Below are 15,306 nucleotides of genomic sequence, written 5' to 3' on the forward strand. Positions count from 1 at the left end.
TAGATGCGCGTCTTAAAGGGATGTTGGTGGCGATAAATCCGGATGCGGCACTATGCCGGCACAATAAAGAACGGATAGGGAACTTCGTGAATAGTATTTCCAGGACTGTATTTCTGGCGCTGTTAATGGTGTCCATGACGGGATGTATCCCCGGACGAAGTGTCATTCCGCAAGGCGATGGGTCCCGCTTTGTTTTGCGCGAGGATGCAATTCGAAAATACCCGCCTCGCTATTCCTTTGGCGAAAGTATGGTGGAGGGGCTCAAACGCGGTGAGTACATTGCCGTTGCCCATGATGATGAAGGCATTTACTACCGTGGCCCGCGGGAGTGTTACGTGCGCCTTATCGCGGAGCTGGGTGACCAGTACCTGGCAACTGGACAGCGGCCAGACCCTGGCACGGTCTTTTACCGACAATTCGGGCTAGATGGTTCGGAGGGTGGAGTCTATGTGCCACGTGACCCGAAGAGCACGCCGTTCTACTTCTTCTATATGGATTTCCGAGTCGCCACAGGAGAGACGGAAGCCCGAGTTCCTACCGCCCCCGAATCAGCGTTGAATCAGGCATTGGCTACTCCGCCAGCAGTGGTCTCGGTAATGAGTCAACCACCTGATGCTGAAGGGGTTAGAGACTTGGCAGACGTCGCAGCTCGGGGCGTGGTGCCCGGGGATTCGCTGCAAGCGATGCAGGTACGAGCAGCAGGCATTCCCATCGGTATCGAACTTGGCAAATCCATGGGGACGGCAGCGCAACGCAATGCCCAGGGCAAGATCATGCTCGGTGGCTACGTGATGGATGAGCGCCTCCTTGCAGCGCTAAAACATCTAACTCATGCTCCGGCGCCTGGATTGGCGACGGACGGGAGCATTCCCGAAAGCACCCGGTAGTCTGTGCACACTACGGAGGTCGTCGTTGCGATCTCGTTGAGGAGCTACGCACCTACCTGCGCGATGATTTCGAATTGCAAAGGCAACGCCGCTCCTCCGAAGCAACTGGCTTGTAGCTCCCGCTGCTCGCTGACGCAATGAGTGCTTCTACGTTCAATGGCCGATTACTGCCCCTGGCGAGAGGCTATTACCGGCCCAAAGCGGACGCTTTCCCCATGGTGCTAGAGTGCATGTGATTATCGATTGGCCGGAATGGGTATTCCTTTAATGAGGGGCTGCCCAGCGAATTTTTGAAATCTTAAATCTACAAAAGCTAAACTATATAAATTTGCGATCGAAGCCGCCTCACAAAACCATTGAGTTTAAACTTTAAAAATAATCAAGGACTGGCCATGAGCAACGTCGAACACCAGAAGTTTGTGGATGTCATCCTGAGGTCTTTGAGGGAGCTCGAAGAAAGGGGTGACATTATAGTTACAACAACGACTCCGGCCTTGATTGCTAGATCTATTATTCACTCATTATCAGAATCCATTCTAAGCGAGGCGGAGAGCGAAACAATCATTGAGTGCGATATCCCTTATCTCCTGGAGGAAACTTCGGAAAAAGTTTCTCTACTCTTCTCTAAAGATATGGGTCGCTCGAGAGAGATTGTCAATGCTTTCTATCAGGATTTGCTTGAGCGATTAAGTATGCGTCAAATTGCGGAAATGATTTGGCATGAGACACCCTCCGAGATTGCACGATTGTCATACTATTGCGTCGAGCTGAAAAAAGGATTCTCTCGCGATCTTGATTATTTGGATTGGCGAAAAGATTACTTCTGATCAACCATCGTTCGAGACGATCAATTAACGGCTTCGTTGATTCCTGTTCAACGTCCGCTACTGGCCGATTTCTGCCCACCAGCTGCGCCCTTGCTCGATTCGAATCGAACGACAGCTTCCGGGCCTCGGGCGCCGCTGATCACTGGCTTCCTGTCCCCAGACAGCCGCGCCAGAGCCATCCCGCGAGGCCGTCGCTCAGTCGCAGCTAGAAATCACCCTGCCGCTTTGCTGCACGTCGCCTTCATTCGTTTGGATGATGTCAATCTGCCTTAGCCCGCTTATCCTTCGACTCCATTCGCCGGATGGTACTGAGCGGCAATTTTGAGCGCAGGTTCATACCGACTCGCGGTCGGGCCTGTTGTGTTTTGAATTGGATAAAGCACAGCTTTCGCAGGGTGGAGCAATGTGGATAGCACGGAGTTTCTTTTCTGGGATTACTCTTTTCCTGTTATCTGAACTCGTCTGTGCATCTGAACCTGCAAAGGCTCCAGCTCCTGCATTCATGGTTCGCTTTGACGAAGGCTTTAGCGTGTCGAACGCACATGTAATCTCCAATATGCCAAACGAAACAAACCAGTTCGGCATGGGCATGTGCTACAGCCACGCAGCGACTGGAGTGCTCAATTATTATCTGTGCAAGTACGATAAGCTGGATTGCTCCAAGGCGCCGCCGGAGTCTCTGGCTTCTGCACTCGATATGGCACGTTTTGCATCCGATACTGGCGATGATGAAATCGAGTATTCGAGTTCTTATCAGGGGATTCAGGAGGGCGGATCGCCGGCAAAAGTGTTGCAGGCGGCGACGATTCTGGTGGGAAACGTTGCCAGCCAGGCGTGTTTCAATGAAAAGATGATATTTGGTGATCTGATCATTGAAGACAAGATTGCCAGTGACGAGGAAGTCGCAAAGCAACGTAAGTTCTTGTCTGGTTTTTCCAGTTTCTACGAAAAATACAGCAAGAGTGGCTTTGATGAGGCCAGCCTACCGGAGTCTGTCGTCAACGAGGCGTCCAGGCTTTACCAGGCGAAGGACCATGACCTTGAGGCCACGCGTCGGCGTATCATGAGAAGTCTGGAAGAGGAGAGTTTCGACCGATTCTTCGCACGGTTTGTTTATCCGAGAGAGTGTGCCCGCGCGAAGAACCGGGTGTTTTTCGAGTATCAGAATCAGGCTGAGTTTCACTACTACCCCGCTAAAGGACAGAAATTTACTTACAAAGGAATGATGCGCGAGATCAAGAGTGCTATTGATAAAGGCAATCCTGTCGTGGTGGGCGGTGCATGTCTGCTCGGGCTAAAAGGGAAGAAATGTCCTGGAGACTTGCATGCCTTGATTGTCTATGGTTATGCGACTTTATGCGATCCAGCAGGGAATTGTCATGAGGGTTTGAAGTTTCAGAATAGTTTTGGCCCGAAGATGCAGGAGTTTGAAAGAGCTAACTGGTTTTCAGCGAAGGAGTATTATGCTCAGTCGATCCCCAGTAAATCAGACTTGGCTTGGGTAGAGATTAAGGAGAAGAGCAAATAGTTTGTTGCGTGTCAGCGTAATGACTTGATAGCGAAACTAGCCTCGATTAACGTCCGCCTCTGGCCGATAGCCCCTCCCCTTGTTTTCGTCACCACAATTCCCACTGGATAACGCCGCGCGGCAGCAACAATCCATCGTCGCCGAGCGGCTGTCACATTTCGATCATCGCGGCGTCATCGGCGCGCCACTGCGGGCCGCGACACTGCGTGCATGACCACGACTCCCCTGCGCATCGCGCTGATCAGCGAAACCTTTCCGCCGGAAATCAACGGCGTCGCCAACACCCTCGGCCGGCTGGCCTCGGGCCTGCTGCGCCTGGGCCATCAGATCCAGGTCGTGCGCCCGCGCCAGCATGGCGACGAGGGGCGTCACAGCGATGGCGAACTGGTGCTGACGCGCGGGTGGCCGCTGCCCGGTTATCCCGGCCTGCAATGGGGCCAGTCCTGCCTGCACAAGCTGCTACGGCACTGGAAGCGCACCCGTCCCGACGTGCTCTACATCGCCACCGAAGGCCCGCTGGGCCTGGCAGCCCTGCGCGCCGCAAGGCGCCTGCGAATTCCGGTGATCAGCGGCTTCCACACGAATTTCCAGCAGTACAGCGCGCACTACGGGTTCGGCCCGCTGATGCGTCTGGTCACCCTCTACCTGCGCTGGTTCCACAATCGCACCCAGCAGACCCTGGTGCCCAGCGCCAGCCAGTCGCTCGAGCTGGAGCGCCGCGGCTTCGAGCGCCTGGCGCAGTTGTCGCGCGGAGTCGATAGCCAGTTGTTCAACCCCGCACGCCGCGACGATGGGCTGCGCCGCGAGTGGGGCCTGGGCGATCGGGATATTGCTGTGCTGCATGTGGGCCGGCTGGCGGCGGAAAAGAACCTGACCCTGCTCGGCAGCAGCTTCCGCGCACTCTGCGCGGCACACCCGCAACTCAAGTTGCGCCTGGTGATCGTCGGCGACGGCCCGCAACGCGCGCAGTTGCAGAAGGAATTACCTGAAGCCGTGTTCTGCGGACTGCAACGCGGCGAGGAGCTGGCCCGACACTACGCCAGCGGCGATCTGTTCCTGTTCCCCAGCCTGTCGGAAACCTTCGGCAACGTGGTGCTCGAAGCGCTTTCATCGGGGCTGGCGGTCGTGGCCTTCGACCAGGCGGCGGCGGGCCAGCACATTCGCCACGGGCACAATGGCGTGCTCGCCGAACCAGGCGATAACCAGGGTTTCTTCGAGGCGGCCAGCTGGCTGCTGAGCGATCCGGAGCGCCTGCGCCGGGTTCGCCTGAACGCGCGGCACCATGCCATTCACCAGGCATGGGAGACAGTGGTGGAGCGCTTCGAGGGATATCTTCAGGCTGCCTGCCGCAGCGCGATGCTGCCGGGGAGGAATCCCTCCGCCCTCGGCCGGGCGGAAGGTTCATCGCTGCCCAAGTGAACCTCAGGCGAAGGGCTTGGGCTCAGCCGCGAAGGACAAGCTCATGGCACCCGCTCCCAGGTTGATGCCACCGGTGGGGCTGAGCATCGCCAGGTGCATCTTCACGCCCTTCATCTCGCAGGCGTCCTCCAGTTGGGCGAAGCCCGGCAGGTCGCGCAGCGCGGAAGGATCGCCGGCATAGCTCAGGCACATCTGCGGCGCCAGCAACTCGCCCGCCTCGACCCGCGCACGGGCGAAGTTGAGCAGGCGCTCGGCGGACTTCTCGTAGTTCGGCGACACCGATACCGGCTTGTCCTCGCCCTGCACCAGGCTGAGCACCGGCTTCATGTCGAGCATCGAGCCCAGGCCAAGGAAGGCCCCGCGCAGGCGGTCACCGATGCTGCTGCGGTCGCCCTTCTGGAAACCACGGCGACGGATGTGCCCCAGGTCGCTGGCGACCAGGAAGGTGTTCATCTGCTGGCTGAGCTGTTCCAGGCGGGTGCGCACGGCGTTGGGATGCTGGTCCTCGCCCAGCAGGCGCACACCTTCGGCGGCCAGCACTGCCAGACCGGCGAATACGGTCTGGCTGTCGATCACGCGCAAGGCGAACGGCCCGGCGATACCAGCGGCGGCGCGGCGTTCCTTGTAGCTCTGCAGCAGGCTGAAGGATGCCTGGGTCGCGTTCTCGAAGATCGGGCTGCGCTGGCTGCTGACGGTCAGGCAGATCACATAGTCGAAATCGGTGACCAACTGATCGAGGAACCAGGCGTGGGTCGCGGCGGCATCCAGCGGTTCGCTGCCATCCTGCGGACCAACCTCGGGCAGGTCGCGGGAATAGAACGCCCGCGTGGTGTCGGGATCGCGATCGTCGACCAGGCGACGCTCGCCCACGCGGATACCGATGGGTAGAACTCGAATGTTGTTGGCAGCAAGGAATTCGGGGGGAAGGTCGCAGGTTGCATCGACTACCAAGCCGATCCGCATGACTGACTCCTATGGCCGTCTCCCGGCCTATTGTTGTGTGAACGCGTTCATACTCTGCCCGTTTCGGACTGGGAAGTCAGCATGCGGAAAGGTGGGTCTCGGAAAAGATTTGTAAACGCCTAGGACGGTGCTTTCAGACCATTCAGGCAATCAATACTTCGCCATAAGCGGGACACACTTACCGGCCGCGCTAACGACGCTGCATGGGGCCCTTCGTAGGAGCGGATCTTATCCGCGATCCGGCCAACAGGCCGGTGTCACGCCGAAATCGATGTCCCGGCTACACCGGGATTTCGCGGAGAAGCTCCGCTCCTACAGAAAAGCGAAAGCCCCTGGCACCGTGAGTGCCAGGGGCTTTTTTACATCAGGCGCGAGCGACTCAGGCCAGCGACATCAGCGCATCACGGCTGAAGGGCTTGATGTCGGTCAGGCGGCCGTCACGCACTTTCACCGCCCAGTCCGGGTCGACCAGCAGGGCGCGGCCGACGGCAACCAGGTCGAACTCTTCCTTGTTCAGGCGCTCCAGCAGGCCATCGATACCCGACGGCTGGGCGACTTCCTCGGTGTTGCCGAAGAACGCCAGGAACTCGCTGCCGTCCAGGCCGACGTTACCGACGGTGATGGTCGGCTTGCCGGTGAGCTTGCGGGTCCAGCCGGCGAGGTTGAGATCGGAACCCTCGAACTCCGGAATCCAGAAGCGGCGGGTGGAGCAATGGAAGATGTCCACGCCGGCATCCGACAGCGGCTTGAGGAAGGCTTCCAGCTCCTCGGCGGTCTGCACCAGGCGGGCGCTGTAGTCCTGCTGCTTCCACTGGGAGAAGCGGAAGATGATCGGGTAGTCGGGGCCGACGGCCGCGCGCACGGCCTGGATCAGCTCGATGGCGAAGCGCGAACGGTTGGCCAGGCTGCCGCCGTATTCGTCGGTGCGCTTGTTGCTGCCGTCCCAGAAGAACTGGTCGATCAGGTAGCCGTGGGCGCCGTGGATTTCCACACCGTCCATGCCGATCCCCTTGGCGTCGCGGGCGGCCTGGGCGAAGGCGGCGATGACGTCCTGGATGTCTTCCTTGGTCATTTCATGGACCAGCACGGTGCCGTCCTTGACCTTGCCGCTCGGGCCGTAGCCGGGGACGCTTGCGTCCGGCTCGGTGCCCAGGCGGCGCACGGCGCCGACGTGCCACAGCTGCGGGACGATCTTGCCGCCTTCGGCGTGCACGGCATCGACCACTTGCTTCCAGCCGGCCAGAGCGTCTTCGCCATGGAAGCGCGGCACGTTCGGGTAGCCGTTGGCGGCCTTGTGGTTGACCGTGGTGCCTTCGGTGACGATCAGGCCGACACCGGCGGCGGCGCGGCGGCGGTAGTACTCGACCACCTGGGCGTGCGGTACGCCGCCCGGAGTGAAGTTGCGGGTCATCGGCGCCATCACGATACGCGTGGGCAGTTCCAGATCACCCAGGCGGAAGGGCGAGAACAGGGTGTCGACGGATACACTCATTGAAGTCTCCATGACGGCCAGGCGACCGGTCGTCTCGTTTTTGGTGAAAGGTTGGAATGACTCAGGCAGATCAGGCCTGAAGCAAGTGCTCCAGGCGCTCGATAAAGCGTTCCACGGGCTTGAGCGAAGCGCTGACTTTCATCCGCGCCAGCACGCCCTGCCAGGCGTTGCCGATGAATTCGGCCAGTTGCTCGACGTTCTCCGAGGCGGGCAATTCCCCGGCGCGCTGGGCGTCGGCCAGACAGTCGCGCAGGGTATCGATGGACTGCTGAAGGATGCCGTCGACGCGCTCGGCAATCGGCGGCGAGAGCTCAGCCATCTCGAAGCTCAGGCTGCCGATGAAGCAGTGGTACTGCAGCTTCTCCTGGCGGGCGAAGTGCGCCAGCAGCTCGCGGTAATAGGTGAGGATGCGTGCGCGCGGCCCCAGTGCCGGATTACCCAGCGCTTCGGCATAGCGCGCCAGGCGCGGCGCGTAGAGATGCTCCAGCGCCTGCAGGGCGAAGTCTTCCTTGCTCTCGAAGTAGTGATAGAAGGAGCCCTTGGGAATCCCGGCGGCCTGGACGATGTCCTGCACGCCGGTGCCGTGGTAGCCGCTGCGGGTCATCGCCAGGGAGCCCTTGGCGAGGATCAGGTCGCGCTTGTCGAGTCGGATGCTGTTCATGGCGGCAAGAATATGACCGGTCGTCTCGCTTTTTCCAGCACCATTGATCGCAGTGATTTTCTGTCAGAAACGAATCAGCGGATCGACGGGCTTTCCAGCAGCTCGGCCACCCCATCGCAAACCAGCCCCCGCAGGCGCGCCACCACCGCTTCGGGCTCGGCTTCACCGCGGTGCAGGCACAAACCCAGCGGTGCCATGGGCGGTAGGCCGGCGCGCTCGGGATCGAGGCGTTCGACACTGGAGGGCAGGCCGATCGGCGTGCGCAAACCTACACCCAACCCGGCCGCCACCGCCGCCCAGATACCGGACAGACCCGCGCTGGTGAAGGCCACGCGCCAGGCGATACCGGCGCGATCCAGCGCCGCCGTCGCCGCGCTGCGCAGCAGGCAGGGAGCCTCCAGCATGACCAGTGGCAGCGGCTCCGCACCGGATGCCGGGACGACGTGGGAAGGTCCGATCCAGCACTGCGGCACCGCGCCTAGGCGCTCCATGTGCGGTGTTCGCTCGCCAGTCTCCCAGGCCAGCGCGAGATCCAGCTCGCCGTTACGCACCCCCTCGATGAGCTGCTGGTTGCGCGCGGTGCGCACTTCGATGCGCACCTTGGGATGGGCGCGGGCGAAGCGCGCCAGCACAGCGGGCAGCAGGGTTTCGCCAAAGTCTTCCTGCAGCCCGAGGCGCACTCGTCCTTCCAGCGATCCGCCGCGCAACGCGCCCGCGGCTTCGTCGTTCAACTCCAGCAGTCGGCGCGCATAGGCCAGCAGCGTCTCGCCGGCTTCGGTCAGCGCCATGCCCCGGCCCTCGCGGCGCAACACCGGTGTGCCGGCCTGCTCTTCCAGCTTCTTCAGCTGTGCGCTGACGGCCGAGGTCGAACGCCCGAGTCGATCCGCCGCGCGGGCGAAACTACCCAGCTCGATGCCGGCAACGAAGGTGCGGAGCACGTCCAGGTCGAAGTTGATACGGGCCATGGCAACCATCCTGATTATTCGAACTATCTATCAAATATTTCCCGATTTTCCGAATAAAACTGCCGCGCTAGTCTGATCCCGTCAAGTCACAAAAGAGGAACGGCAACATGCCTTTTCCACCCCAGGTCTCCCCTACCCTGCGGCACCAGGCACCTAAGCTGGCGCAGGTCACCGAGGACGTGCTGTTCGGCGATATCTGGCAGCGGCCGCAACTGAGCCCGCGGGATCGCAGCCTGGCGACAGTCGCTGCACTGATCGCACTGGGGCGGACGGAACAGCTGCCCTTTCACTTCCAACTGGCCCGCGACAACGGCCTGACCCGCGACGAGCTGGTCGAGCTGATCACCCACCTGGCCTTCTACGGCGGCTGGCCGACAGCCGCTTCCGCGCTCAACCGTCTCGACAAGGAATGACACCATGCCCACCGTCCGCATCTCCCTGCGCAAAGGCAAGCAACCGCAGTACCTGCGCGAGCTGGCCGACACCGTGTACGACGCCATGCACGACGCCTTCAATGTCCCGAAAGGTGACCAGTTCGTGATGATCCACCAGCACGAAGCGGAGGAATTCATCTACAACCGCGGCTACCTCGGCGGTCCGCGCAGCGACGACTTCGTGCTCATCGCCATCACCATCGGCCGGCCACGGGATTCGCAGACCAAGCAGGCGTTCTATCGGCGCTTGAATGCGCTGCTGGGCGAACGCCTGGGGATCGCCAGCGAAGACGTGATGGTGCAGATCACCAACAGCGAGGCGGACGACTGGTCGTTCGGCGGCGGCCGCATGGGCGTGCTGACGCGGCCCGATGCGGTCAGTGCCAGCTGACGCGCTGCTCCAACGGGAAGCGCAGGCGGGGGTTGTAGACACCGTTGTCCGCCGCGCGCCCCACGGCCAGCAGCATGATCGGCACCGCGCGGCGGGGAATCTGCAGCACCTTGCGCAGCCGCACTTCGTCGAAGCCTTCCATGGGGCAGCTGGCGAAGCCTTGGCTCTGCACGGCGAGCATCAGGTTCTGCGCCGCCAGCGCGGTGGACTTCACCGCCCACAGGCGCATCTCGCCGTGGCTGTTGGGCTGACGCATGAGGGCGCGGCGCAACCCGACCACGGAGTACAGCGCACGCTTGAACAGCCCACGCAGGCCCAATGCGCCCTGGTCGTACTGGAAGGGCGCGGTGCGCTCATAGAAGCGCCGTACCTTCTCCGGCACCTGCGCTTCGGGCCATTGTTCGAGGATGGCGGCGCAGGACTCGCGCCAGGTATCCGGCCGCGCCAGCACGGCGATCAGCACCGGTGCCGTACGCGCCGCGTTCTGCCCCAGACAGACCGGCACCAGCTTGCGCCGCAGGTCCGGATCGCGGATCACCTGGAAACTCCACGGCTGCAGGTTGCAGGCATTGGGCGCCAGCACCGCCAGCTCCAGACAGTCGCGCAGGACGGCATCAGGCACCGGCTCGTCGAGGAAACGACGAACCGAACGACGCTGCTCGATCAGTGCGCGCAGGGCATCGGGGGTCGCGGGCAGGCAGGATGACTCGGCGGCGAAACGGCTCATGGCGAACTCCCGGATCAGGTAGTCCGATTAAGCCGCCGTGCGCGGAACGACACAACGAAAGGGAAGAAATGCCAGCGGGATTGGCGCAAGCGCCCTCTCCCGCCGGCAGCGATCAGGCGCCCAGCGCCTTCTCGATGGCCTGGATCAGCGCCGGATCATCCGGTGCGGTGCGCGGGCTGAAGCGTGCCAGCACGCGGCCGTCCGGGCCAAGCAGGAACTTCTCGAAGTTCCAGCTGATGTCGCCGGGAAACTCGGCGCCCTCGCCCGCCAGCAGGCGGTAGAGCGAGTGGCGTTCCGAGCCATTGACGTCCAGCTTGCTCGACATCGGGAAACTGACCCCGTAGTTCAGCGAGCAGAACGACTGGATCTCGGCTTCGCTGCCAGGCTCCTGCCCGGCGAACTGGTTGCACGGCAGACCGAGCACCACGAAACCCTGATCCTTGTATTGCTGGTAGAGCTTCTCCAGACCGGCGTACTGCGGAGTCAGGCCGCATTTCGAGGCGACGTTGACCACCAGCACGACCTTGCCCTTGAGCGGGGCCAGCGGCAGATCCTGGCCGTCTAGACCTTGCAGCGTCAGATCGTGAAAAGCGCTCATTGCTTACTCCTTGAAGAGGTAGGCACGAAGTGCCCGCGCAGGGAGCGGACAACCTGTCCGTCGTGCTGCGCAATCCCAGTCGATGCGGGAAAAGTGCCCTGGCCTTGTTGCAGTAGATCAGGTCGCATGAGAAAGGCGCCCGAAGGCGCCTTTCCCGTTTGAGCGTAGCAGCTCAATGATGGCTCCACCCGATCTCGATGAACGACCGGATGGCAGCGATCAGTGGTGGTGACCACCTTCGCCATGGACGTGGCCATGGGCGACTTCTTCAGCCGAAGCGTCGCGAATGTCGACCACTTTCACCTTGAAGTTCAGGCGCTGGCCGGCCAGCGGGTGGTTGCCGTCGACGATCACGTCATCACCTTCGATGTCGCGGATGGTGACGATCTGCATGCCGCCGTCCGGAGCGGAAGCGTGGAACTGCATGCCGACTTCCAGCTCGTCCACGCCTTCGAACATTTCACGGGTCAGGGTGGCGACCAGCTCGGCGCTGTATTCGCCGTAGGCATCGGCCGGCTCGATGGTGACGTCGAGTTCGTCGCCAACCTGCTTGCCTTCCAGAGCCTTTTCCAGGCCAGCGATGATGTTGCTGGCGCCGTGCAGGTAAACCAGCGGAGCGCCGCCGGCGGAGCTGTCGATGACCTCACCCGCGTCGTTGGTCAGGGTATAGTCGATGGAAACCGCCTTGTTGGCCGCGATCTGCATGGTTCGAAACCTATCTGATATAGAAGTTGAGCGCGTAAGTTTACGCGGCGACGCCCCCGAATGCGACCCGAAGACAGACGGACGGGATCACGCGGGCCCGCCGCGCCTGCTTGACTTTCATCAGGACGAAGACGGCCACTGGGTGGCAGTCTTGTCCTGCGGCCATACCCAGCACCTGCGCCACCAGCCGCCCTGGCAGTCGCGGCCCTGGGTGCTGGACCCGCAGCAACGCAAGGCGCAGATCGGCCGCTGGTTCCCCTGCGGCTGGTGCGCCAAGGAATCCGACAGCAGCAAGGAGTAGGCATGCCGGCTCGCAATATCCTGGTGATCAACTGCGGCAGTTCTTCGATCAAGTTCGCCCTGGTTCGAGAGGGGCGCGAAGACTTCATCCTCCACGGCCTGGCCGAGCGCCTCGGCTCCAACGGCGCCAGCCTGCGCTGGCAGGGCGAAACCGACGAGCAGCCGCAGACCCTGGAGCTGCCCGGTGGCGACCACAAGGCCGCCCTCGCCCGCCTGCTGCCGCTGGTGGCCCAGGCCGCGCAAGGCGAGCTGCACGCCATCGGCCACCGCGTGGTTCACGGCGGCGAGCGCTTCACCCAGGCCTCGCGCCTGACCGATGAAGTGCTCAGCGCCATCCGCGAGACCTCGCCCCTGGCGCCGCTGCATAACCCGGCCAACCTGGTGGGCATCGACGCCGCCATGGCGCTCTACCCGGACCTGCCGCACATCGCCGTATTCGACACCGCCTTCCACCAGAGCCTGCCCGAGCGCGCGTACCGCTACGCCATCCCTGAGCCGCTGTACCGCGAGCAGCATGTGCGCCGCTACGGTTTCCACGGCACCAGCCACCGCTACGTCAGCCACAAGGCGGCCGAGATGAGCGGGCTGGCGGTGGGCGACAGCTACTGGCTGTCCGCGCACCTGGGCAACGGCAGCTCCACCTGCGCCATCGCCAACGGCCAGAGCCGCGACACCAGCATGGGCCTGACCCCGCTGGAAGGCCTGATGATGGGTACCCGCTCGGGTGACGTCGATCCGAACCTGCACAGCCACCTGGCGCGCACCCTGGGCTGGAGCCTGGAGAAGATCGACCACATGCTCAACCACGACAGCGGCCTGCTCGGCCTGTCGGGGCTGTCCAACGACATGCGCACCCTGGAGCACGCCCGCGAGCAGGGACACGCCAACGCCGCGCTGGCCATCGAAGTATTCTGTTACCGATTGGCCAAGTCCCTGGCCTCGCTGACCTGTGCGCTGCCGCGCCTGGACGGCATCATCTTCACCGGCGGTATCGGCGAGAACTCCGCGCTGGTGCGCAATCTCACGGTCAAGCACCTGCACGTGCTCAACCTCGAGCTCGACGGCGAAGCCAACGCCCGCTGCGTACGCGGCGTCGGTGGACCGATCCACATGGCCGGCCATCCGCGCGTGCTGGTGATCCCCACCAACGAGGAACGGCAGATCGCGCTCGACACCCTGGCAGTACTCGACTGAAGATCCACGGGTTGTGCCCCACAAGGGCACCTCCCCCCTCCGCACGGCTTAAGGAGCCCGGATGCACACCTTCTTCCTCGCACCGACCGGTTTCGGTGTCGGTCTGACGTCCACCAGCCTGGGCCTGATCCGCGCCCTGCAACGCGCCGGCCTGAAGGTCGGTTTCTTCAAGCCCATCGCCCAGCCCCACGCCGGGGACGACGGCCCGGAGCGCTCCAGCGAGCTGGTCGCGCGCACCCACGGCCTCAACGCCCCCCCCCCGCTGTCGCTGTCCAAGGTCGAGCGTATGCTCGGCGACGGCCTGCTCGATGAGCTGCTCGAAGACATCGTCGGCATGTACAACAGCGCCGCCGTGGACAAGGACGTGATGATCGTCGAAGGCATGGTGCCGACCAAGCACGCCAGCTATGCCGCGCGCATCAACGCCCACCTGGCGCGTAGCGTGGATGCCGAAGTCATCCTCGTCTCCGCGCCGGACAACGAGACGGTGAGCGAGCTGTCCGACCGCATCGAAATTCTCGCCCAGCTGTTCGGCGGCCCGCGCGATCCGCACCTGGCCGGCCTGATCGTGAACAAGGTGCGCGGTGGCGAGAGCGATGACATGCCCCGCGACGCCGAGGCCGCTGCGCGGTTATTCGGCGAGCGCCTGAAGGAACACTCACCGCTGCTGCGCGACGGCGACGTGCGCCTGCTCGGCTGCATCCCGTGGCAGGACGAGATGAACGCCCCGCGCACCCGCGACGTGGCCGACCTGCTGGACGCCAGCGTGCTCAACGCCGGCGACTACGAACAACGCCGCGTGCAGAAGATCATCCTCTGCGCGCCCTCCGCCCCCAACACCGTGCACCTGCTCAAACCCGGCGTGCTGGTGGTGGTGCCGGGCGATCGTGATGACATCATCCTCGCCGCCTGCCTGGCCGCCATGAACGGCGTGCCGCTGGCCGGCCTGCTGCTGTGTTCCGGCCTGATGCCCGATGCACGGATCATGGAGCTGTGCCGCAGCGCGCTGCAGAGCGGCCTGCCGGTGCTCACGGTGAAGACCGGCTCGTTCGACACCGCTGGCGATCTCAGCGGGATGAACAAGGAAATCCCGGTGGATGACCGTGAACGCGCCGAGCGCGTCACCGAGTTCGTCGCCGAACACATCGATTTCGAATGGCTGAAAGAACGCTGCGGCTCCCCCCATGAGCTGCGCCTGTCGCCACCAGTGTTCCGCTACCAGTTGACCCAGCGTGCCAACCGCGCCGGCAAGCGCATCGTCCTGCCCGAAGGCAGCGAGCCGCGTACCGTGCAGGCCGCCGCTATCTGCCACGCTCGCGGCATCGCCCGCTGCGTGCTGCTGGCCAAGCCGGACGACGTGCAGGCCGTGGCGCAGATGCTGGGCATCGTGCTGCCCGAGGACCTGGAGATCGTCGATCCGGACCTGGTGCGCAGTCGCTATGTCGAGCCCATGGTCGACCTACGCAAGGGCAAGAGCCTGAACGCGCCGATGGCCGAGCAGCAGTTGGAAGACAACGTCGTGCTGGGCACCATGATGCTGGCTCTCGACGAAGTGGATGGGCTGGTCTCCGGCGCCATCCACACCACCGCCAACACCATCCGCCCGGCCCTGCAGCTGATCAAGACCGCGCCCGGCTACAACCTGGTGTCCTCGGTGTTCTTCATGCTGCTGCCCGACCAGGTGGTGGTCTATGGCGACTGCGCGGTGAATCCCGATCCTTCGGCCAGTGACCTGGCGGAGATCGCCCTGCAGAGTGCCGCCTCGGCGCAGTCCTTCGGCATCACCCCGCGCGTGGCGATGATCAGCTACTCCACCGGCGAATCCGGAACCGGCGCAGATGTCGAGAAAGTCCGCGAAGCTACGCGCATCGCGCGGGAAAAACGCCCCGATCTGTTGATTGACGGTCCCTTGCAGTATGATGCCGCCGCCATCGCCAGCGTGGGTCGTTTGAAGGCCCCCGAGAGCCAGGTGGCCGGACGCGCCAACGTGTTCGTGTTCCCCGACCTGAACACCGGGAACACCACCTACAAGGCGGTCCAGCGCAGCGCCGACTGCGTCAGCATCGGGCCGATGCTGCAGGGCCTGCGCAAACCGGTGAACGACCTGTCACGCGGTGCGCTGGTGGACGACATCGTCTACACCATCGCACTGACCGCGATCCAGGCGGACAGCGGCAAGGACGATCAGGGCTGAAGGCCCCTGGCACGAGGATGT

16 protein-coding genes are annotated in these 15,306 nt (G+C 62.9%); 9 read left to right on the forward strand and 7 right to left on the reverse strand.

The window, feature by feature from the left end; all coding sequences use genetic code 11:
- Window positions 1–86 precede the first annotated feature (86 nt).
- From JVX91_RS28005 to JVX91_RS28020, 4 genes are all read left to right on the forward strand, one after another.
- The gene (locus tag JVX91_RS28005; RefSeq protein WP_205337272.1) at window positions 87–887 is read left to right on the forward strand and encodes a hypothetical protein; all 801 of its coding nucleotides are present in this window, start codon (window positions 87–89) and stop codon (window positions 885–887) included.
- A 392-nt stretch (window positions 888–1,279) separates the two neighbouring features.
- Window positions 1,280–1,714 (forward strand): hypothetical protein, encoded by a 435-nt coding sequence (locus tag JVX91_RS28010; RefSeq protein ID WP_205337273.1) that lies wholly within the window; start codon window positions 1,280–1,282, stop codon window positions 1,712–1,714.
- 370 nt (window positions 1,715–2,084) lie between these two features.
- Window positions 2,085–3,242 carry a hypothetical protein gene (locus JVX91_RS28015; protein ID WP_205337274.1) on the forward strand — a complete coding sequence of 386 codons (1,158 nt, stop codon included), beginning with the start codon at window positions 2,085–2,087 and terminating at the stop codon, window positions 3,240–3,242.
- 210 nt (window positions 3,243–3,452) lie between these two features.
- Window positions 3,453–4,661: a glycosyltransferase family 1 protein gene (locus JVX91_RS28020; RefSeq protein ID WP_205337275.1), complete on the forward strand. Its 1,209-nt coding sequence runs from the start codon at window positions 3,453–3,455 to the stop codon at window positions 4,659–4,661.
- 3 nt (window positions 4,662–4,664) lie between these two features.
- Here the strand turns inward: JVX91_RS28020 and JVX91_RS28025 are convergent, their stop codons facing one another.
- From JVX91_RS28025 to JVX91_RS28040, 4 genes are all read right to left on the reverse strand, one after another.
- On the reverse strand, window positions 4,665–5,624 hold the full coding sequence (locus JVX91_RS28025; RefSeq protein WP_205337276.1) for a DegV family protein: 960 nt from the start codon (window positions 5,622–5,624) through the stop codon (window positions 4,665–4,667).
- A gap of 379 nt (window positions 5,625–6,003) precedes the next feature.
- On the reverse strand, window positions 6,004–7,116 hold the full coding sequence (locus JVX91_RS28030; protein ID WP_205337277.1) for an NADH:flavin oxidoreductase: 1,113 nt from the start codon (window positions 7,114–7,116) through the stop codon (window positions 6,004–6,006).
- 70 nt (window positions 7,117–7,186) lie between these two features.
- Entirely contained in the window at window positions 7,187–7,777 is a 591-nt protein-coding gene (locus tag JVX91_RS28035; protein ID WP_205337278.1) for a TetR/AcrR family transcriptional regulator, read from the reverse strand.
- Window positions 7,778–7,851: 74 nt separating this feature from the next.
- Window positions 7,852–8,742: a LysR substrate-binding domain-containing protein gene (locus tag JVX91_RS28040; protein WP_205337279.1), complete on the reverse strand. Its 891-nt coding sequence runs from the start codon at window positions 8,740–8,742 to the stop codon at window positions 7,852–7,854.
- A gap of 107 nt (window positions 8,743–8,849) precedes the next feature.
- Between JVX91_RS28040 and JVX91_RS28045 the strand changes: the two genes are divergently transcribed.
- Window positions 8,850–9,155: a carboxymuconolactone decarboxylase family protein gene (locus tag JVX91_RS28045; protein WP_205337280.1), complete on the forward strand. Its 306-nt coding sequence runs from the start codon at window positions 8,850–8,852 to the stop codon at window positions 9,153–9,155.
- A gap of 4 nt (window positions 9,156–9,159) precedes the next feature.
- On the forward strand, window positions 9,160–9,567 hold the full coding sequence (locus JVX91_RS28050) for a tautomerase family protein (RefSeq protein ID WP_205337281.1): 408 nt from the start codon (window positions 9,160–9,162) through the stop codon (window positions 9,565–9,567).
- On the opposite strand, the gene JVX91_RS28055 is transcribed toward JVX91_RS28050, so the two are convergent.
- From JVX91_RS28055 to JVX91_RS28065, 3 genes are all read right to left on the reverse strand, one after another.
- Entirely contained in the window at window positions 9,554–10,294 is a 741-nt protein-coding gene (locus JVX91_RS28055) for a nitroreductase family protein (RefSeq protein ID WP_205337282.1), read from the reverse strand. The two genes, JVX91_RS28050 and JVX91_RS28055, sit on opposite strands and share 14 nt — an antisense overlap.
- A gap of 112 nt (window positions 10,295–10,406) precedes the next feature.
- Window positions 10,407–10,892, reverse strand: a complete 486-nt coding sequence (locus JVX91_RS28060; protein ID WP_205337283.1) for a glutathione peroxidase — start codon at window positions 10,890–10,892, stop codon at window positions 10,407–10,409.
- Between the two features lie 219 nt (window positions 10,893–11,111).
- Window positions 11,112–11,597 (reverse strand): peptidylprolyl isomerase, encoded by a 486-nt coding sequence (locus tag JVX91_RS28065; RefSeq protein ID WP_205337284.1) that lies wholly within the window; start codon window positions 11,595–11,597, stop codon window positions 11,112–11,114.
- On the opposite strand from JVX91_RS28065, the gene JVX91_RS28070 reads away from it, so the two are divergent.
- The 3 genes from JVX91_RS28070 to pta all read left to right on the forward strand — a co-directional run bounded on the left by JVX91_RS28070 (window position 11,566) and on the right by pta (window position 15,285).
- Entirely contained in the window at window positions 11,566–11,898 is a 333-nt protein-coding gene (locus JVX91_RS28070) for a DUF3565 domain-containing protein (protein WP_205337285.1), read from the forward strand. The two genes, JVX91_RS28065 and JVX91_RS28070, sit on opposite strands and share 32 nt — an antisense overlap.
- A gap of 2 nt (window positions 11,899–11,900) precedes the next feature.
- A complete protein-coding gene (locus tag JVX91_RS28075; RefSeq protein ID WP_205337286.1) occupies window positions 11,901–13,091 on the forward strand; it encodes an acetate kinase in 1,191 nt (396 codons plus the stop codon).
- A gap of 61 nt (window positions 13,092–13,152) precedes the next feature.
- On the forward strand, window positions 13,153–15,285 hold the full coding sequence (gene pta / locus JVX91_RS28080; protein ID WP_205337287.1) for a phosphate acetyltransferase: 2,133 nt from the start codon (window positions 13,153–13,155) through the stop codon (window positions 15,283–15,285).
- Window positions 15,286–15,306 lie beyond the last annotated feature (21 nt).

It is taken from the genome of Pseudomonas sp. PDNC002, assembly GCF_016919445.1.
Taxonomy (GTDB): domain Bacteria; phylum Pseudomonadota; class Gammaproteobacteria; order Pseudomonadales; family Pseudomonadaceae; genus Pseudomonas.